Below are 17,927 nucleotides of genomic sequence, written 5' to 3'. Positions count from 1 at the left end.
TACGAGCTGAACGGAGTGCTCATAACAAGGAGGACAGACTGACATGATAGACAGATTTACAGCAAAGGCCAGAGAATCAATTAATCTGGCCGTCCAGGCGGCGGAGGAGCTGGGCCACAGCTATGTGGGAACCGAGCATCTGCTGATTGGACTATTGGAGGAAGGCGGCGGTGTGGCCGCCAGGGTGCTTTCCGAGAACGGTGTTAAGAAAGAGAAGGTGATCAGCCTTGTGAGCCAGCTCATCTCTCCGGACCAGACAGTCCGTATGGAGGAGAGCGGTTATACACCCAGCGCCAGAAGAGTGCTGGAGAACAGCTACAAAGAGGCGGTGCGTTTTAAGGCCAGACTGATCGGAACCGAGCATCTGCTGATTTCCATTATCCGGGACAACGACTGCGTGGCTTCCAGGCTGCTCAACACCATCGGAATCAGCATCCAGAAGCTCTATATTGACGTTCTGGCGGCCATGGGTGAGGACGCTCCGGCCAACAAGGAGGAACTGTTAAAGGGAGCCAGGACAAAGGGCAGTACGCCCACACTGGACAGCTACAGCCGTGATCTGACGGAGCTTGCCAGGGAGGGAAAGCTGGATCCGGTGATCGGGCGCGAGACGGAGATCAAGCGTCTGATTCAGATCTTAAGCCGAAGGACGAAGAACAACCCGTGTCTGATCGGTGAGCCGGGAGTCGGTAAGACGGCGGTGGTGGAAGGTCTCGCCCAGATGATAATCGAGGGAAATGTGCCGGAAACCATTGCGGAGAAACGCGTTCTGACGCTGGACTTATCCGGTATGGTGGCCGGATCCAAATACCGCGGTGAGTTCGAGGAGCGAATCAAGAAGGTGATCGCGGAGGTGATGGAGGACGGAGAAGTCCTTCTGTTCATCGATGAGATCCACACGATCATTGGCGCGGGAGGCGCGGAGGGCGCCATTGACGCCTCCAATATCTTAAAGCCATCCCTGGCCAGAGGCGAGCTTCAGCTTATAGGCGCCACCACCATCGAGGAGTACCGCAAGTATATTGAAAAGGATTCCGCCCTGGAACGCCGTTTCCAGCCGGTTACCGTGGAGGAACCGTCGGAGGAGGAGGCCATAGCCATCTTAAAGGGCTTAAGAGGCCGCTATGAGGCGCACCACCATGTGACGATCACCGATGCGGCGCTTACGGCCGCGGTGAAGCTTTCCGCCAGGTATATCAACGACCGGTTCCTGCCGGATAAGGCCATCGACGTAATCGATGAGGCAGCTTCCAAGGTACGCCTGACCGCGTTTGTGGAGCCGCCCGAGATCAAGGAGCTGGAGAAAGAGATCGAGAAGCTGGAGGATCAGAAGGAAGCCGCTATCCGGGACGAAGCGTATGAGAAGGCGGGCACCATTAAGAAGAAACAGGAAAAGAAGAAAGAGAAGATCGATAAAATTCGTGAGAAATGGCAGAAGGATAAAGACACCAGGAAGCAGGTGGTCGATGAGGAAGAGATCGCCGATGTCGTCTCCAGCTGGACCAAGATTCCCGTAAGAAAGCTGGAGGAAGGGGAGAGCCAGAGACTGAAAAACCTGGAATCCATTCTCCACGAGCGTGTGATCGGCCAGGAGGAGGCGGTTACAGCCGTTGCAAAGGCGATCCGCCGCGGCAGGGTAGGGCTGAAGGACCCGAAACGTCCCATCGGCTCGTTCCTGTTCTTAGGGCCTACCGGTGTCGGAAAGACAGAGCTGTCCAAGGCACTGGCGGAGGCCATGTTCGGTACCGAGAACGCACTGATCCGCGTCGATATGTCGGAGTATATGGAGAAGCACAGCGTCTCCAAGATGATCGGTTCCCCGCCAGGCTATGTGGGCTACGACGAGGGCGGCCAGCTCAGCGAAAAGGTGCGGAGAAATCCGTATTCCGTCATTCTTTTCGATGAGATTGAAAAGGCGCATCCGGATGTATTCAACATTCTCCTGCAGGTTCTCGACGACGGCCATATCACGGACGCGCAGGGACGTAAGATCGATTTTAAGAACACGGTTATTATCATGACGTCGAATGCGGGCGCGGAGAGCATCATTTCCCCGAAACGTCTGGGCTTCGGAGCGGTCGCCGATGAGAAGGCGGATTACAAGGTGATGAAGGACCGCGTGATGGAGGAAGTAAAGCATTTATTCAAGCCGGAGTTTATCAACCGTATCGATGAGATCATTGTCTTCCATCCGCTTAACAAGGGCCATATGAAGGACATTGTCACCATTATGCTGAAGGAAATCATGAAGCGGACGAAGGAACAGATGAACATCACACTCTCCGTGGATGAAGCTGCAAAAGAGTTCCTGATTAACAAGGGATATGATGAAAAATACGGCGCAAGGCCGTTAAGACGTACCATTCAGAGCAGTCTTGAGGATAGGCTGGCAGAGGAAATTCTGGATGGAGCGGTGAAAGAAGGGGACGAAGTTCTGGTGAGCCAGGGAGAAGCGGAGTTAAAATTTTCTGTTCCCGAGCTCATAAAGAACTAGCCATTTGATTTGATTTCGTGTATAATGATGACAAGCGAAATCATAAAAGAGCGCTTCGCAAAAAGGATAAGTAAACAAGAATACTAGGAGGGCGTACAGATGCCGGTAATTGAAGAATTAATCCGCACAGAACAGGATGGAACAATCAGTTTTGGTAATTACAAGTTAAGCACAAAGTCAAAATTACAGGATTTTGAGCACGATGGTGATTTATATAAAGTAAAGACGTATTATGAGATTACGAAACTGGAGCGCAACGGCATGTTCGTCTATGAGTCTGTGCCGGGAACCGCTGTGGAACATTTTACCGTTTCGAACAACGGCGTGGAGTTTTCCGTCGAAGGAGACAAGGACGCGCAGCTGACCATTCAGCTGGAGGATGATACCGAATATGAGGTATTTGTGGACGACGCGGCAGTGGGAAGCATGATGACCAACATGAGCGGTAAGCTGTCTGTCAGTGTGGAACTGAACGAGGAAGAACCTGTGTCTGTTAAAGTCGTAAGAAGATAAAATCAGAATGGCAGAAAGAGGCTGGCGGTTTACCAGCCTCTTTTTTTAGTAGGAAAGGAGCAGCATGGCAAAAGCGAAAGCGACATCATTTTTCTGCAAAGAATGCGGATATGAATCGCCGAAATGGCTGGGACAGTGTCCCGGATGCAGGCAGTGGAACACCTTTGTGGAAGAGCTGACGGCAAAGAAGGAACCGGCGGCGAAGAGAGGTCTTGGAGCTTCCTATGGGAACGGCCCGGGCGGCGCAGGGGAAGGCGGCATGTCAAAGATCAGGCCTTCCTATCTGTCGGAGATATCGCTGGATGAACAGGACCGCATGCAGACCGGATACGAGGAACTGGACCGGGTGCTGGGCGGCGGCGTGGTGAGGGGCTCCCTCGTTCTGGTGGGCGGAGACCCGGGAATCGGCAAGTCTACTCTGCTCCTGCAGGTGTGCAGGAATCTGGCCGCGTCGGGACAGAAGGTGCTCTATATTTCGGGCGAGGAATCGTTAAAGCAGATCAAGCTGAGGGCCAACCGGATCGGAACTGTGACAGGGGAACTGAAATTTCTCTGTGAGACGAATCTCGATACGATCGAGGGCGCCATCTCCGGGGAGAAGCCGGATGTGGTGATTATTGACTCCATTCAGACCATGTTTCGGGAAGAGGTGACTTCGGCTCCCGGCAGCGTGGGGCAGGTGCGGGAATCCACGAATCTCCTGCTCCAGATCGCAAAGGGAGTGGGTATCGCTATTTTCATTGTAGGTCATGTGACGAAGGAAGGCGTGGTGGCCGGCCCGAGAGTATTGGAACACATGGTGGACACGGTGCTTTATTTCGAAGGGGACAGAAGCGCCTCCTACCGGATTATCCGCGGTGTGAAGAATCGTTTCGGCTCCACCAACGAGATCGGCGTCTTTGAAATGAGGGAAAGCGGGCTGGAAGAGGTGAAGAACCCGTCGGAATACATGCTGAGCGGCCGGCCGGAGGACGCATCAGGCGCTGTGGTGGCCTGTTCCTTAGAGGGGACGAGGCCGGTGCTTTTAGAGGTGCAGGCGCTTATAACGCCTACTCTGTTCGGTATGCCCAGGAGAACGGCTGCGGGCACAGACTATAACCGGGTAAACGTACTGATGGCGGTGCTGGAGAAGCGGTGCCACTATGAGCTTTCCCGATATGACGCCTACGTGAATATTGCGGGCGGCCTGCGGATGAATGAGCCGGCCCTGGATCTGGCCATCGTCATGGCCGTGATCTCCAGCTTAAAGGACAAGCCTGTGAACCCGAGAACGATTATCTTCGGTGAAGTCGGCCTGGCCGGCGAGGTGCGCGCTGTCCCCATGGCGGAACAGCGGGTGAATGAGGCGAAGAAGCTGGGATTCGAGACGTGTATACTCCCGAAGACCTCACTGGACAAGATGAGGAAGATGGAGGGAATCCGCATGGTCGGAGTGGAAAATATACGGGAGGCGATTTCACTGCTGTAAGAGTGATAAATAGAGTGGGGACTGCCATTGCGGCAAAGCCTGTAATGGCAGTGCATCAGCCATCACCATAGTAATGAAAGAAAGGAAAGCTGGTATGAGAGTCGGAATTCTGTCAGATACCCATGGCCTCTTGCGGCTTCAGGTAAAAGACGTATTAAAGACGTGCGATGTAATTTTACATGGCGGCGATATAAACAGAGAAGATATTATAAAAGAACTGGAAGCCTTTGCGCCTCTCTATGTTGTGCGCGGCAATAACGATAAGGAGTGGGCGGAGGGAATGCCGGAGGAATTGAGCTTCTCTCTGGAGGGCGTGTCATTTTACATGGTCCACAATAAAAAGGGGGCTTCCCACGAAGGCGTATCCGGCGCCGATGTGGTTGTGTATGGCCATTCCCACCGCTACGACGAACGGGACATCGACGGCACGCTCTGGCTGAATCCGGGAAGCTGTGGTCCGAGACGGTTTCACCAGCCAATCACCATGGCGGTAATGACCATCGAAGGCAGAGCATACCAGGTGGAAAAGCTGGAATTTGCCCATGAGGAAGCGGGAGGAGCAGGTATATGAGTGAGCGGCCCAGGCTGGACAGAACCCTGGATGGGAAGACCTTTAGAAGCTACTATTATCTGAAGGAAGAGCTGACGGCATTCTGCCGGGAAAACGGGCTGCCTGTCTCCGGCGGCAAGATCGAGATTACGGAGAGAATCGCCTGTTTCCTCGATACGGGAGATGTGCTCCCGGTATCTGCAAAGACAAAGAGCAGGCCGGACGTGGGAGCGATCAGCGAGGATAAGAAGATCGAACCTGATTTCGTGTGCAGTGAAAAGCACAGGGCCTTTTTCCGGGAAGCCATCGGCAGTGGATTTTCCTTTAACGTGGCCTTTCAGAAATGGCTGAAAAGCAACACCGGTAAAACCTACAGAGAGGCCATAGACGCTTACGGCCAGATCCTGGAGGAGAAGAAAAAAGGAAAGACAACGATTGACCGGCAGTTCGAGTACAACACGTATATCCGGGATTTCTTTGCGGACAATGAAGGACGCTCCCTGGATGAGGCGATTCGGTGCTGGAATTATAAAAAAGGGATTCAGGGACACAACCGCTATGAAAAATCAGATTTATCAGCACTTTTATGAGGGACAGAGGGACAAATTCCGGGAAAATATGGCCGGTCCGGCATCAATAGAATAAAGCAGTATGGAGGAATCGATGGAAGCTGTATTCGATTCCTCCATACTGCTTTTTTGGTCTCATTACTACCACGTGGCAGATGGAAAGTGCTCCTTCATGATGCGGATAAAGCTCTTTAGTATCTCGTTTCCCTGAAGCGTCTTATAATACGCCCCGAAGGAGAGCGGCTCCAGCCCGGCTACGGGAATCCGGATGAGATTGGGGTCCGGGGGAATCAGCAGATCCGGGAGTACAGAGATGCCGTAGCCGGCCTTTACCAGGACCGTCTCCGCTTCACAGGATTCGCAAAAGTAGAAGTCGGAAGGAGAACGGCCGCCCATCAGCTGTCCCTGGAAATGGGCGACAGCAGCCGGCGTCTTGACCGGATCGTTTAAGACCAGTTTTTCCTTCTCTAAATCAGCCACCGTCACGGTTTCCAGGGAAGACAGAGGATTGTCCCGGGAGCAGACACAGGAGATGGTGACCTTCCGCAGCTCTTTGTAAAATCCGGGTACTTTTCTGGAGTCAGGCTCCTGAAATCCGATGACCGTATCCACCTCTTCCTCCTCCAGAAGACGGTAGAGCTGCCGGAACGGCACGATGCGAAGCTCCGGATGCACTGCTGGACAGGAGGCGGCCAGCAGGCGGAGAACATCGGCCAGAAGGAACATGTGGGAGTAGCTGTGGCAGCCGATGGAGAACATCTGTATTTCCTGTTCCGGGGGATTCTCGAACCGTTTTGTGGCCCGGATAGTCAGGGCGAGTATGTTCTTGGCGTCGTTTAAAAAGAGCGTGCCTTCCTGTGTTAAGTTCACTGTGCGGGTGGTGCGTACGAAGAGCTTCACATTCAATTCTGTCTCCAGGGAGTGGATCTGATGCGTGACGGCCGGCTGGGTGATGCTTAACTGTTCTGCGGCTCTGGCGAAGCTCAGCGTCTCCGCGACAGCCAGAAAACAGGAAAGTTGAAAGGTATTCATGGATTTACCTCCTCTGATTAATAAAAGTTTTTTATTGATGATAACATTTTTTGAATTCACTTACAAGGGAAAATCGAGTAGAATCATTCGTAATCGGTCTGTTAACCATGAAACAGTTAGGGGCCGAATAATCAGAAAGGAGTTAGAAAAGGCATGTATGAGAGTAATATCATCTGGCTTTTGAAACAGTTAAATATTTCCCTGGACCAGTATGGAAGGGAGGAGATGAAGAGTGAGGATATTACTCCGTCACAGGGCTGGGTACTGAATTATCTGTTCTCCTGCGGGGAACGAGCCACGTATGCTACGGATATCCACGCGGAATGCGGGATTTCCAGGGCCGCAATCTCTTCCATGCTCAAGGGACTGAAAAAGGGCGGTTATATCGAGATGAGGGCGGTCTCGGGTGACGACAGGAAGAAACGGATCACCCTGACTGCGAAGGCGTACAGGGCCAGAGAGACGATCGAGAGCGTCCTGACACGGCAGATGGAGCGGCTCTGCGGCGGGCTCTCCGCGGAAGAACTGGAGCTCTTTACATACACCTTGAACAGAATGATTTCAAACATAAAAACAGATTGTGTAAAGGAGGAATAATTATGATAAAAACACTGCTAAAGCAGGTGAAACAGTATAAAAGGGAGTCGCTGCTGACACCGCTGTTCACCGCGCTGGAGGTGCTTTTGGAGGTGTTGATCCCGTTTATAACGGCTTCCATCATAGATAAGGGAATCGAACAGGGGAACATCGGCCAGGTGTATTTCTACGGAGGGCTGATGCTCATTATGGCATTTTTAAGCCTTCTGTCCGGTGTTCTGGCGGGGAAATATGCGGCAGCGGCCTCGTCGGGATTTGCCTGTAATTTGAGAGACGGAATGTATGAAAACATCCAGAGATTTTCATTTTCAAATATCGACAAGTACAGTACAGCCGGCCTGGTCACCCGAATGACGACCGACGTCACCAATGTACAGAATTCTTACCAGATGATACTGAGGATCGCAGTGAGGGCGCCGTTAATGCTGGTATGCAGCATGGCCATGTGCTTCTTTATCAATGGAAAACTGAGCCTGATTTTCCTGGCGGCCATCGCGGTTCTGGCTGCTGCGCTGGGGCTGATCATGACCAGGACGACAAAAATCTTTGACGAAGTGTTCCGCAAATACGACGACTTAAACGCCAGCGTGCAGGAAAATGTATCCGCAATCCGCGTGGTCAAGGCGTTTGTGAGGGAAGAACACGAAAATAACAAATTCACAAGGGCCGCAGAAAATCTATACCGCCTGTTTGTGAAGGCGGAGGGCCTTCTGGCTCTCAACAACCCGGTGATGATGCTGGTGGTCTACGGCTGTATCATCTCCCTGTCCTGGTTCGGTGCGAAGTTCATCGTCGTGGGCGGACTGACGACAGGAGAGCTGACCTCCATGTTCAGCTACGTTATGAGCGTTCTGATGTCCCTGATGATGCTGTCCATGATCTTCGTCATGGTGACAATGAGTGCGGCCAGCGGAAGGCGTATCGCCCAGGTGTTAGATGAGAAGGCGGACTTGACGAATCCGGAGAATCCCCTTATGAGCATTTCCGACGGAAGCATTTCCTTCAGCCATGTGAGCTTTTCCTATAAGCACGGAAGCGGGGAAGAGACGCTTCATGATATCGACTTACAGATCAGACCGGGTGAGACCATCGGTATCATCGGCGGTACCGGAAGCGGAAAATCCAGTCTGGTGAACTTAATCAGCCGTCTCTATGATGTGGACAAAGGCGTCGTCCGCGTCGGCGGAAATGATGTCCGACGCTACGACATGGAGGTGTTAAGAGATCAGGTGGCCGTCGTACTGCAGAAAAATGTCCTGTTTTCGGGAACGATTCTCGACAACCTGCGCTGGGGCAGAGAGGACGCCACCAGGGAAGAATGCATGGAAGCGTGCCGCCAGGCGTGTGCAGACGAGTTTATCGAACAATTTCCAGATCAGTATGAAACCTGGATTGAACAGGGAGGCAATAACGTCTCCGGCGGGCAGAAACAGAGGCTCTGCATAGCGCGGGCGCTGTTGAAGAAGCCGAAGATACTGATTCTGGACGATTCCACCAGCGCGGTGGATACCGCTACGGACGCGAAGATCCGTGAGTCCTTCGTGCAGAAGATCCCCGGCACCACCAAGCTGGTGATCGCCCAGAGAATCTCCAGTGTGCAGGACGCGGATCGGATTCTGGTGCTGGATGACGGCCGGATCAGCGGATTTGACACCCATGAGAATCTGTTGAGGACAAATGAAATTTACTGTGAAATCTATGAGACGCAGATGAAGGGCGGCGGCGACTTTGACCAGCCCTCGTCTGCGGCAGAGACAGGAAAGGATGGTGTGAAAGCATGACAGAAGAGAGAACAGGGACGAAGGGCCGAAAGAGTGATACGAAAATGCTGGGCCGTGTCATAAAGCGGATCCTGGGCTATATGCTGAAAAATTATAAATTTTCGTTTTTTATGGTAGTAGTCTGTATTCTGGGCGCCGCCCTGGCCACACTTCGCGGAACGCTGTTTATGCAGAGCCTGATCGATGACTACATTGTGCCCCTTACGAGTGCGCAGACACCGGATTTTTCATCACTGGCCGCCGCCCTGGGGTCACTGGCAGTCACCTACGGGCTGGGCGTTGTGTGTGCCTATGCCTACAACCGGATTATGGTCAATGTGAGCCAGGGAACCATGAAAAAGCTGAGGGTGGAGCTGTTTACCCACATGGAGTCACTGCCTGTGAAATACTTCGACACTCATGCACACGGCGATATTATGTCTGTCTATACCAATGATGTGGATACCTTAAGACAGCTCATCAGCCAGAGCATTCCGCAGGTGGTAAATTCAGCCGTCACCATCGTGACAACGCTGGTCAGCATGATCGTGCTGGACATTCCGCTGACCGCGGTGACGCTTATCATGACGGGGCTCATGCTGTTTGCCACATCGAAGCTGGGCGGCAAATCGGCGGTTTATTTTATCCGGCAGCAGAAAGATCTGGGAAACGTCAACGGTTACATCGAGGAGATGATGGATGGGCAGAAGGTGGTCAAGGTGTTCTGCCATGAGGAGAAGAGCCTGGAGCAGTTCCGCAGGATCAATGAGGAGCTGCGTGAGAGCGCCAATCTGGCCAACAAGTTTTCGAACATCATGATGCCTGTCAACGCGAACCTTGGAAATATCAGCTATGTGCTATGTGCGGTCGTCGGCGCGGTCATGGCGCTGGGCGGCTATTGGGGGCTGACGCTGGGAACGCTGGTTTCATTTTTAACGCTTAATAAGAACTTTACGCAGCCTGTGACCCAGATCAGCCAGCAGATGAACAGCATCGTCATGGCCATGGCCGGGGCGGAGCGTATTTTCCGAATGCTGGACGAAGAGCCGGAGGAAGATCACGGTTATGTGGAACTGGTCAACGCGGATATGACGCCTGACGGCAACATCACGGAAACAAAGGAGAGAACCGGCGTGTGGGCGTGGAAGCACCCCCACAAGGAGGACGGGACCGTTACCTATACAAAGCTGGAAGGCGATGTGACGTTCAACGATGTGGATTTTGGCTACGACGACAACAAGATCGTACTGCATGGCATCAGGCTTTACGCTACGCCGGGACAGAAGATCGCGTTTGTCGGAAGCACGGGAGCCGGAAAAACCACCATCACCAACTTAATCAACCGGTTCTACGACATTCAGGACGGAAAAATCCGCTATGACAACATCAATATCAATAAGATTAAGAAGCCGGATTTAAGGCGGTCTATGGGAATGGTCCTTCAGGATACCCATTTGTTTACCGGAACCGTTATCGATAACATCCGGTACGGACGCCTTGATGCGACAGATGAGGAGTGTATCGCGGCCGCGAAGCTGGCCAATGCCCATGGCTTTATCAAACGTCTTCCGGATGGCTATGATACCATGCTGACCGGAGACGGGGCGAACTTAAGCCAGGGCCAGCGGCAGCTTCTCTCCATTGCCAGGGCCGCGGTTGCAGACCCGCCTGTGCTGATTCTCGACGAGGCCACCTCCTCCATCGATACGCGCACCGAAACGCTGGTGCAGGAAGGCATGGACCGGCTCATGAAGGGGAGAACCACATTTGTGATTGCCCACAGGCTGTCTACCGTGCGCAATTCAGACTGCATCATGGTCCTGGAACAGGGCAGAATTATCGAGCGGGGAACCCATGAGGAGCTGATCGGGGAAAGGGGCCGGTACTACCAGCTGTATACCGGGAATGCAATCGGATAACCGCCCTGGCCGCCGCCTGGCGTATCTGGGCTGTAGCTGGCATATTGCCGGAACTTTTTTACAAATCGTTTGCCCGTTATACCTTTAAGTATTATAATGGTGAGTAAGGAGGGGGCAAAATGATCGAAAATGTTGAAAAAGCAAAGAATTACGCGCCGGAAAAGATGGGGCGAAAGGAAAAACGGGCGACCGTATCCGGAAAGATTAATAAGCGCCTGATCAGCATCCTGTTCCCGGCGCTGGCAGTCCTGATTTTTGTTTCCTGCTATATCGCTGCGCTGGCGGTTACCAACCTGAGCTATCAGGTAACCGAGGGTCAGACGAAGAACGCGGTGGACACGGTAGATGAGTTCTTTAACGGCAAGAAGAGTGCCGTGGGAATTTTAAGTTATAATGAAGAGCTTCGCCGGCTGCTGGAGGAGGCGCCGACCGCGGAGCAGATTGCCGGGGCGCCGGGGAAAGAGGCGGCGGTTACGCTGCTGGAGCGGGCCTACGACACCATGGTTTCCGACGGAGTACAGGCCGTATGGCTGGCCGGAATCGGCAACGACACGTATCTGATGCAGACTGGAGAGGCGTGGGCCGCCGATCTGGCCGGTATCGACTGGGACGAACAGGTTCTGGAGACAATGGGGCCGGTTGTGACGGATCCGTTTCTCGATCCGGTTACCGGAAAGATGGTCATCTCCGTCGTGGCTCCGGTTCTCTCTCTGGATGACAGCCGTATTACCGGATACGTTGGATTTGACGTGTTCCAGGACCATTTTTCACAGCTGCTCCAGGATATCAGAATCGGAAAGGGCGGCACGCTGGAACTGGTTACCGGCGATGAGTCCCTGGTATACAGCTTCGATGCCAGCCTTATTAACAGGACGTTGGATGAGGTGGATGACCTGAGCCAGGAATACATAGACGGCATCCGGAACCAGTATACCGGCGCTATGACTTATACATATGAAGGTAAAAAGTATTACTCCATCTTTGCGAAGAGCGAAGCGACGGGATGGTCTACAGTCGGCAGTATACCGGTTGAGGAGATCAACGCCCCCAGGAATCAGCTGATTGCGGTCATGGTGGTGATCTCGGTTCTCATACTGATCGCGGTTATGGTCATAGTGATCAGGCTGGTAAAAAAACTTCTTTCTCCGCTCTACGACATTGCGGTCAAGGTGGAAGGCTTTTCCAGAGGAGATTTCAGCGTGGATCTGAAGAACGACAGCGATGATGAGATCGGCCTGATGGCGGCCAGTGTGAGGGAGACCATCCAGTCTCTTAAGGACATGATCTCCAATGCGACGACGGTCCTCGCAGAACTCTCTGACGGAAACCTGTGCCTTAGCGTAGATGGTGTCTATGAGGGAGAATTCGGGAAGATCAAGGAGGCGCTGGAGGTAATTGCCGCTTCCTTAAATGATACATTGGGCCGGATTTACGAGAGTGCCGATCAGGTATCCGAAGGGGCGACACAGCTTTCCTTCGGAGCCCAGTCCCTCTCCCAGGGAGCGGCCGAGCAGGCGGGAGCTATCGAGAATCTGGCTGCGGCCATTCATGAGGTCTCCAACCAGGTGGAGCATAATGCGGGAAATGCGAAGGCGGCCAGCGATAAGTCGAAGGAACTGGGCGGTGAGATCCTGGAACAGAATCAGCAGATGAAGAAGCTGATTGCGGCCATGGACGAGATCCGGAAGAATTCCGGCGAAATCGGGGAGATCATCAGGGTTATTGAAGACATCGCGTTTCAGACGAATCTGCTGGCGCTGAACGCGGCCGTGGAAGCTGCAAGGGCCGGTGACGCGGGCAGGGGCTTTGCTGTAGTGGCGGAGGAGATCCGCAGTCTGGCCGGAAAGAGCGCAGAGGCGTCGAAGAGTACTGCGGAATTGATCGAAAAGTCGGTCAGATCCGTGAAGCACGGGGCAGGAATTGCCGATACGGCGGCCCAGGCGCTGGAAACCGTGGCCCAGGAATCCGTGAAGATGACCGATACGGTCGACCGGATATCAAAGGCATCGGCGGAACAGTCCCGCTCTATTACCGAGATTACCAGGAATATCACTCAGATTGCCTCCGTGGTGCAGACCAACTCGGCGACAGCGGAGGAGAGTGCAGCGGCCAGCGAGGAATTGTCGAGTCAGGCACAGCTGCTGAAGGACTATGTCTCCAGATTTCAGCTGGATAAATAAGCCTTGAGATTCAGCCTTAACACGGGGGATTGCCGGCGGCAGTCCCCCGTTTCTGGATAAACTTTCGAATTTTTGTATTTTTTATAAAAAACTGTTGCAATTTAAAAACAGGTATGCTATACTCTCATAGTGTTCAGATGAAACATGAATGAAACAAGCCATAGGGGAATAGTTCAATGGTAGAGCAACGGTCTCCAAAACCGTAAATGGGGGTTCGAGCCCCTCTTCCCCTGCTCAGTAAAAAGCGTGAACGGATAAGAAAAAGCTGGAAAGTCCTTGATCAGTAAGGAGTTCCGGCTTTTCTTTTTTTACGGAGTAAGAGCGGCATACGCATTCTTTATGCTTCCCTTTGAATACCGGATGTGTTATAATCTTAAAAAGAATATACGTTCGGGATGAAGACCACTTTATGATGAGGTGCCTATATGAAAAAAGCGATACTATACAAGATCAGTTATCTGGTTGAAGTGGATGAAGAAGAGGTCAGCGACCACAAGGGAAAAGAGAAGTTCTGGAAGCTGGCGTGGGGCAAACTGCCGGAGCAGGAGATTGTGCTGGATGATCAGCATAAGGCGGAATGGCAGTCAACCAGCACGATTTATCTGGATCCGCTGACGATGAACTGCGGCCAGTGCGCGAAGTGTCATGGCTGGACCACGGACCGGGAGAAGCCTGATCCGATCCGGGGATTGTCGAACGGAGCGACGGTGAACGGCGAGTTGCTCTGTGACGAGTGTCTGCCGGAACATCACCCATGGGCTTTTTGAGACTATGAAGCGCCCGGAATCGGTTGCTGTTAATCCCCCTGGGGAATATAATATACTAAATGAATTCGTATTTGCACAAAACAGCCGGGAGGAACTATGGGAGATATCTATCTGATTTCTGACACACATTTTGGTGATTCGGGGGCCATCCTCAGATATGAGGGAAGACCCTTTCAGGATGGAAGAGAAATGAATGAACAGATGATCGAGAACTGGAACCGTGTGGCCGGAGCGGAGGACACCGTGTACCATCTTGGGGATTTTGCCTGCTACCTGAGCAGGGAAGAGATTAAGGAGATTGCGAACCGCCTGAACGGGAGAAAGATACTGATTGCGGGTAATCATGACCGGATGTTCACGACCAGGGAATGGCTGGACTTTGGCTTCGATGAGGTGTATTTTCTGCCTGCCGTACTGGAGGATTTTTACATTCTGTCCCATGAACCTGTGTATGTGAATATCAACAGCCCTTATGCCAATATCTTCGGTCATGTACACGGGAATCCCATGTACCAGGACGTATCCGCCAGGAGCTTCTGCGCCTGTGTGGAGCGGATCGGTTACGCGCCTGTCCCCTTCGAAACGGTGAAGAAGGCGATCCTGGATCAAAACAGGTAGAGGCGTGTTTTTTACCGGCATGTCCCTGTGATGCGGACAGTTGTGCGGGGAGGCACGAACCCTCTGGTCGTTTTATATGAAAATAATAGGGTATTTCTGTAAAAATAGATGACGTACAAAGTTATAAATGAGAATCATTCCCGACATTAGTATTTGGTGATTGCAAAAGTGCATAGTGGTAAATCACAGACATCCTTCAAACAAAGCAAAATGCACAAGAAAAGGTGACATTTCTCTTCATGAAACGTAATTTGACAAATTGCGTCAGAAGTGATATAAATGTTTCAACAACTTTTTAACTGTTTATTTTGAGAAGGAGTCATGATTATGAAACAGTATAAGATTATGTTACCAGGCGTTGCCGAAGCAAAAGAGTTTGTTGCTGCTGCTACAAAATGTGATTTCGATATAGACGTATATTACAATAGAGTGACCATCGACGCAAAGTCTATATTAGGTGTGTTGAGCCTTGATTTAACGAAGGCTCTTACCGTGGAGTTCAACGGAGAGAATGTAGAATTCGAAACATACTTATTGGAAAAAGCACCGAGCAGGATTCATGCGGCATAAGCAGCAGGACACTCGACAAGCGACAGGAAAGGGAATTGTGATCCATGGGGACACAGTTCCCTTTTTCTATCTGCTGGCAGCAGCGGCAGCGGTTATGATTGCTGTTACAGGCTGGTTTAAGAGCTTCGTTCAGGAAAGGAGGGTACCGGAATGGCTGACGGGGAAAAGAAAGTAATTAAAATATCGGTCCGCAACCTGGTGGAATTCGTGATGCGTTCCGGTGACCTGGACAACAGGCGGACTGCAGGGGCAGAGAAGACGGCCATGCAGGAGGGAAGCCGGATACACCGGAAGATCCAGCGGCGCATGGGGGCGGATTACCACGCGGAGGTGGTATTAAAGCATCTGGTGGAGGAAGAGCAGTTTGAGATCCTGGTGGAGGGCCGGGCCGACGGCATTATTGAGAAGCCATCGGGTGTCACCATCGACGAGATCAAGGGCGTCTACATGGATCTCTATTATCTGAACGAACCCATCGAGGTCCACATGGCTCAGGCCATGTGCTACGGCTATTTCTACTGCTTCGATCATCAGCTGACCGGGGCTGTGATGCAGCTGACCTACTGCAATATCGAGACGGAAGAGATCAAGCGTTTCCAGTCGGAGAAAAGCTTTGAGGAGCTGGAAAACTGGTTTGCCGGACTGATCCACGAGTACGTGAAGTGGGCCGATTACTTATACCACCACGGCTTGCGGCGGGATGAGTCCATTAAGGATCTGGAATTTCCCTATCCTTACCGGAAGGGGCAGAAGGAGCTGGCAGTATCGGTCTACCGCAGCATTGCGCGTAAGAAGAATCTGTTTATTCAGGCGCCCACCGGAATCGGAAAGACGCTGTCCACAGTCTATCCTGCGTTAAAAGCCATCGGCGAGGGCCTTGGGGACAAGCTGTTTTATCTGACGGCGAAGACCATCACGCGCGGTGTGGCGGAGGAGACGTATGAGATCCTGCGGAAAGGCGGCCTGTACTTCAGCACGGTCACGATTACGGCAAAGGAGAAGCTCTGCTTCCTGGAGAAGCCGGAGTGCAATCCGGACGCCTGTCCCTATGCCAAAGGCCATTTCGACCGGGTGGGGGATGCGGTGTTTGACGTGATTCACCAGGAAGCGGGGATCACTAGGGAGACGGTCTTAAAGTATGCGGAGCAGCACCGGGTATGTCCCTTCGAATTCTGCCTCGATATCAGCAACTGGGTCGATGGTATCATCTGCGACTACAACTATGTCTTTGACCCCAATATCAGGCTGAAACGGTATTTTTCCGAGGGAATATCGGGAGACTATCTGTTTCTTGTGGATGAGGCGCACAATCTCGTGCCCAGAGCGAGGGAGATGTACAGCGCGGTGGTGTATAAGGAGGACTTTCTTCTTATTAAAAAGATCGTGAAACCGAAGGACCAGAGGCTGGCCGGGCTTTTAGACCGGTGCAACAAGCAGCTGCTGGAGATGAAGCGGGAATGCGAGGGCTACACGATCCTGACGGATATCAAACTGTTTATGACTGCCGTCATGTCGCTGTTCGGTGAGATGGAGAAATTCATGGATAGCTTTCCGGAGTTCGAGGACCGTGATCTGGTGCTGGATTTTTACTTTGCGCTCCGTGATCTGCTGAACACCTATGACCGGGTGGATGAGAATTACCGGATCTATACGGAATTTTTATCGGATGGACGCTTTATGCTCCGGCTGTTCAATATGAATCCGGCGAAGAACTTGAAAGAGTGCCTGGATAAGGGCAACAGCACCGTGTTTTTCTCTGCCACATTGCTGCCTGTCCAGTATTACAAGGAGCTGCTGAGCGGGAATCAGGAGGAATACGCCGTGTACGCGGAATCCCCCTTCGACCAGGACAAACGGCTCCTGCTGGCGGCAAACGACGTCAGCAGCCGCTACACGAGAAGAAATGAGCGGGAATTCAAGAAGATCGTCGAGTATATCCGGAGGATTGTCTCGGCCCATGCGGGTAACTATATGGTATTTCTGCCGTCCTATCAGTATATGCGGGAGGTGGAACAGCTGCTTGCCGGGCTGGACGAGGGTGGGAAGGAGTTCGCATGGCTCGCCCAGTCGTCCCACATGACAGAACAGGAGCGGGAGGTTTTTCTGGAGGAGTTTCAGGAGGACAGGGAGGATTCCTTCGTGGGCCTGTGTGTGATGGGCGGCGTGTTTTCGGAGGGGATCGATTTAAAGGAAGGACGGCTCATCGGGGCGATTATCGTGGGGACGGGGCTTCCCATGGTGTGCACGGAGCAGGAGATCCTTAAGGGATATTTCGATGAGAAGGAGCAGAAGGGCTTCGACTACGCGTATCAGTATCCCGGCATGAACAAGGTGATGCAGGCGGCCGGGCGGGTGATCCGAACCGTGTCCGATGAGGGGGTGATCGCCCTGCTGGATGACCGGTTTTTAAAACCGGACTATCAGGCCCTGTTCCCCAGGGAATGGGATGGCTATTACGCCGTGAACTTAAACAGTGTGTCTGGAATTGTGACAGAATTCTGGGAAGAAAGGGAGAGAAAAAGGCTATGATGAAACTGAGACTTCGGCCCTGCAAGAGGGAAGACGGCAGGGAAGTAATGAAATGGTTCTCCGATGAGAGGCAGATGCGCATGTGGTGCCGCGACGGATTTACCTTTCCCCTGACGGACGGGCAGATGGACAACTATTACGCGGAGCTGGAGCGCGATCCCCGTGCATGGGGCTTTACGGCCCTGGATAAAGACGGAAAACCGGTCGGAAGTTTTAAGATGGCTGCGGCGGATTATGAAGCGGACAGCGTCCATATGGGATACATTGTTCTGGCGCCGGAGGTGAGAGGACGCGGCGTGGGGCAGCAGATGGTGTCCATGGCCGTAACGTACGCCGTGGAGCTGCTCGGTATGAAGCGGGT

At 52.6% G+C, this 17,927-nt stretch carries 16 protein-coding genes and 1 tRNA gene; 16 read left to right on the top strand and 1 reads right to left on the bottom strand.

Annotation, left to right across the window (positions count from 1 at the left end; genetic code table 11):
- Positions 1 to 43 precede the first annotated feature (43 nt).
- From ACLTD4_RS19215 to ACLTD4_RS19195, 5 genes are all read left to right on the top strand, one after another.
- Positions 44 to 2,494, top strand: a complete 2,451-nt coding sequence (locus ACLTD4_RS19215) for an ATP-dependent Clp protease ATP-binding subunit (protein ID WP_412331476.1) — start codon at positions 44 to 46, stop codon at positions 2,492 to 2,494.
- Positions 2,495 to 2,593: 99 nt separating this feature from the next.
- Positions 2,594 to 3,007, top strand: a complete 414-nt coding sequence (locus tag ACLTD4_RS19210; protein WP_117621808.1) for an endosialidase — start codon at positions 2,594 to 2,596, stop codon at positions 3,005 to 3,007.
- 64 nt (positions 3,008 to 3,071) lie between these two features.
- Positions 3,072 to 4,475 carry a DNA repair protein RadA gene (gene radA, locus ACLTD4_RS19205; RefSeq protein ID WP_055655600.1) on the top strand — a complete coding sequence of 468 codons (1,404 nt, stop codon included), beginning with the start codon at positions 3,072 to 3,074 and terminating at the stop codon, positions 4,473 to 4,475.
- A 94-nt stretch (positions 4,476 to 4,569) separates the two neighbouring features.
- Complete coding sequence (locus ACLTD4_RS19200) at positions 4,570 to 5,046, top strand: metallophosphoesterase family protein (protein WP_117621809.1); 477 nt, start codon at positions 4,570 to 4,572, stop codon at positions 5,044 to 5,046.
- Positions 5,043 to 5,615, top strand: a complete 573-nt coding sequence (locus ACLTD4_RS19195) for a DUF6434 domain-containing protein (protein ID WP_117621810.1) — start codon at positions 5,043 to 5,045, stop codon at positions 5,613 to 5,615. Before ACLTD4_RS19200 ends, ACLTD4_RS19195 begins: the two co-directional genes overlap by 4 nt.
- Positions 5,616 to 5,735: 120 nt before the next feature.
- Here the strand turns inward: ACLTD4_RS19195 and ACLTD4_RS19190 are convergent, their stop codons facing one another.
- Positions 5,736 to 6,626 (bottom strand): LysR family transcriptional regulator, encoded by an 891-nt coding sequence (locus ACLTD4_RS19190; RefSeq protein WP_117621811.1) that lies wholly within the window; start codon positions 6,624 to 6,626, stop codon positions 5,736 to 5,738.
- A gap of 153 nt (positions 6,627 to 6,779) precedes the next feature.
- On the opposite strand from ACLTD4_RS19190, the gene ACLTD4_RS19185 reads away from it, so the two are divergent.
- From ACLTD4_RS19185 to ACLTD4_RS19135, 11 genes are all read left to right on the top strand, one after another.
- Positions 6,780 to 7,223 carry a MarR family winged helix-turn-helix transcriptional regulator gene (locus ACLTD4_RS19185; RefSeq protein ID WP_117621812.1) on the top strand — a complete coding sequence of 148 codons (444 nt, stop codon included), beginning with the start codon at positions 6,780 to 6,782 and terminating at the stop codon, positions 7,221 to 7,223.
- 2 nt (positions 7,224 to 7,225) lie between these two features.
- Entirely contained in the window at positions 7,226 to 9,004 is a 1,779-nt protein-coding gene (locus tag ACLTD4_RS19180; RefSeq protein ID WP_117621813.1) for an ABC transporter ATP-binding protein, read from the top strand.
- Positions 9,001 to 10,902, top strand: coding sequence for an ABC transporter ATP-binding protein (locus ACLTD4_RS19175; RefSeq protein WP_117621814.1), 1,902 nt, complete (start codon positions 9,001 to 9,003; stop codon positions 10,900 to 10,902). Before ACLTD4_RS19180 ends, ACLTD4_RS19175 begins: the two co-directional genes overlap by 4 nt.
- Before the next feature lie 119 nt (positions 10,903 to 11,021).
- Positions 11,022 to 13,082, top strand: a complete 2,061-nt coding sequence (locus ACLTD4_RS19170) for a methyl-accepting chemotaxis protein (RefSeq protein WP_117621815.1) — start codon at positions 11,022 to 11,024, stop codon at positions 13,080 to 13,082.
- Positions 13,083 to 13,244: 162 nt separating this feature from the next.
- A tRNA-Trp gene (locus tag ACLTD4_RS19165) sits at positions 13,245 to 13,315 on the top strand.
- A gap of 192 nt (positions 13,316 to 13,507) precedes the next feature.
- Positions 13,508 to 13,849, top strand: a complete 342-nt coding sequence (locus ACLTD4_RS19160; RefSeq protein ID WP_002600454.1) for a hypothetical protein — start codon at positions 13,508 to 13,510, stop codon at positions 13,847 to 13,849.
- Positions 13,850 to 13,945: 96 nt separating this feature from the next.
- Positions 13,946 to 14,467, top strand: a complete 522-nt coding sequence (locus ACLTD4_RS19155; RefSeq protein WP_117621816.1) for a metallophosphoesterase — start codon at positions 13,946 to 13,948, stop codon at positions 14,465 to 14,467.
- Positions 14,468 to 14,794: 327 nt separating this feature from the next.
- On the top strand, positions 14,795 to 15,037 hold the full coding sequence (locus ACLTD4_RS19150) for an HPr family phosphocarrier protein (protein ID WP_002600452.1): 243 nt from the start codon (positions 14,795 to 14,797) through the stop codon (positions 15,035 to 15,037).
- A complete protein-coding gene (locus tag ACLTD4_RS19145; protein ID WP_117621817.1) occupies positions 15,027 to 15,212 on the top strand; it encodes a hypothetical protein in 186 nt (61 codons plus the stop codon). Before ACLTD4_RS19150 ends, ACLTD4_RS19145 begins: the two co-directional genes overlap by 11 nt.
- On the top strand, positions 15,188 to 17,566 hold the full coding sequence (locus tag ACLTD4_RS19140; RefSeq protein WP_117621818.1) for an ATP-dependent DNA helicase: 2,379 nt from the start codon (positions 15,188 to 15,190) through the stop codon (positions 17,564 to 17,566). Before ACLTD4_RS19145 ends, ACLTD4_RS19140 begins: the two co-directional genes overlap by 25 nt.
- Positions 17,563 to 17,927, top strand: a 365-nt coding sequence (locus ACLTD4_RS19135) for a GNAT family N-acetyltransferase (RefSeq protein ID WP_412331475.1), incomplete at its 3' end; no start/stop codon positions are given. The genes ACLTD4_RS19140 and ACLTD4_RS19135, both read left to right, overlap by 4 nt.

The organism is Hungatella sp., assembly GCF_046966825.1.
Note: the sequence above shows the minus strand (reverse complement) of the source record. Positions and strands in the feature narration are given on the sequence as shown.

What these genes read in the sequence shown, in the direction of transcription:
- ACLTD4_RS19215 (WP_412331476.1), top strand. Translation starts at nt 44, where the DNA reads ATGATAGACAGATTTACAGCAAAGGCCAGAGAATCAATTAATCTGGCC.
- ACLTD4_RS19210 (WP_117621808.1), top strand. Translation starts at nt 2,594, where the DNA reads ATGCCGGTAATTGAAGAATTAATCCGCACAGAACAGGATGGAACAATC.
- radA (WP_055655600.1), top strand. Translation starts at nt 3,072, where the DNA reads ATGGCAAAAGCGAAAGCGACATCATTTTTCTGCAAAGAATGCGGATAT.
- ACLTD4_RS19200 (WP_117621809.1), top strand. Translation starts at nt 4,570, where the DNA reads ATGAGAGTCGGAATTCTGTCAGATACCCATGGCCTCTTGCGGCTTCAG.
- ACLTD4_RS19195 (WP_117621810.1), top strand. Translation starts at nt 5,043, where the DNA reads ATGAGTGAGCGGCCCAGGCTGGACAGAACCCTGGATGGGAAGACCTTT.
- ACLTD4_RS19190 (WP_117621811.1), bottom strand. Translation starts at nt 6,626, where the DNA reads ATGAATACCTTTCAACTTTCCTGTTTTCTGGCTGTCGCGGAGACGCTG.
- ACLTD4_RS19185 (WP_117621812.1), top strand. Translation starts at nt 6,780, where the DNA reads ATGTATGAGAGTAATATCATCTGGCTTTTGAAACAGTTAAATATTTCC.
- ACLTD4_RS19180 (WP_117621813.1), top strand. Translation starts at nt 7,226, where the DNA reads ATGATAAAAACACTGCTAAAGCAGGTGAAACAGTATAAAAGGGAGTCG.
- ACLTD4_RS19175 (WP_117621814.1), top strand. Translation starts at nt 9,001, where the DNA reads ATGACAGAAGAGAGAACAGGGACGAAGGGCCGAAAGAGTGATACGAAA.
- ACLTD4_RS19170 (WP_117621815.1), top strand. Translation starts at nt 11,022, where the DNA reads ATGATCGAAAATGTTGAAAAAGCAAAGAATTACGCGCCGGAAAAGATG.
- ACLTD4_RS19160 (WP_002600454.1), top strand. Translation starts at nt 13,508, where the DNA reads ATGAAAAAAGCGATACTATACAAGATCAGTTATCTGGTTGAAGTGGAT.
- ACLTD4_RS19155 (WP_117621816.1), top strand. Translation starts at nt 13,946, where the DNA reads ATGGGAGATATCTATCTGATTTCTGACACACATTTTGGTGATTCGGGG.
- ACLTD4_RS19150 (WP_002600452.1), top strand. Translation starts at nt 14,795, where the DNA reads ATGAAACAGTATAAGATTATGTTACCAGGCGTTGCCGAAGCAAAAGAG.
- ACLTD4_RS19145 (WP_117621817.1), top strand. Translation starts at nt 15,027, where the DNA reads ATGCGGCATAAGCAGCAGGACACTCGACAAGCGACAGGAAAGGGAATT.
- ACLTD4_RS19140 (WP_117621818.1), top strand. Translation starts at nt 15,188, where the DNA reads ATGGCTGACGGGGAAAAGAAAGTAATTAAAATATCGGTCCGCAACCTG.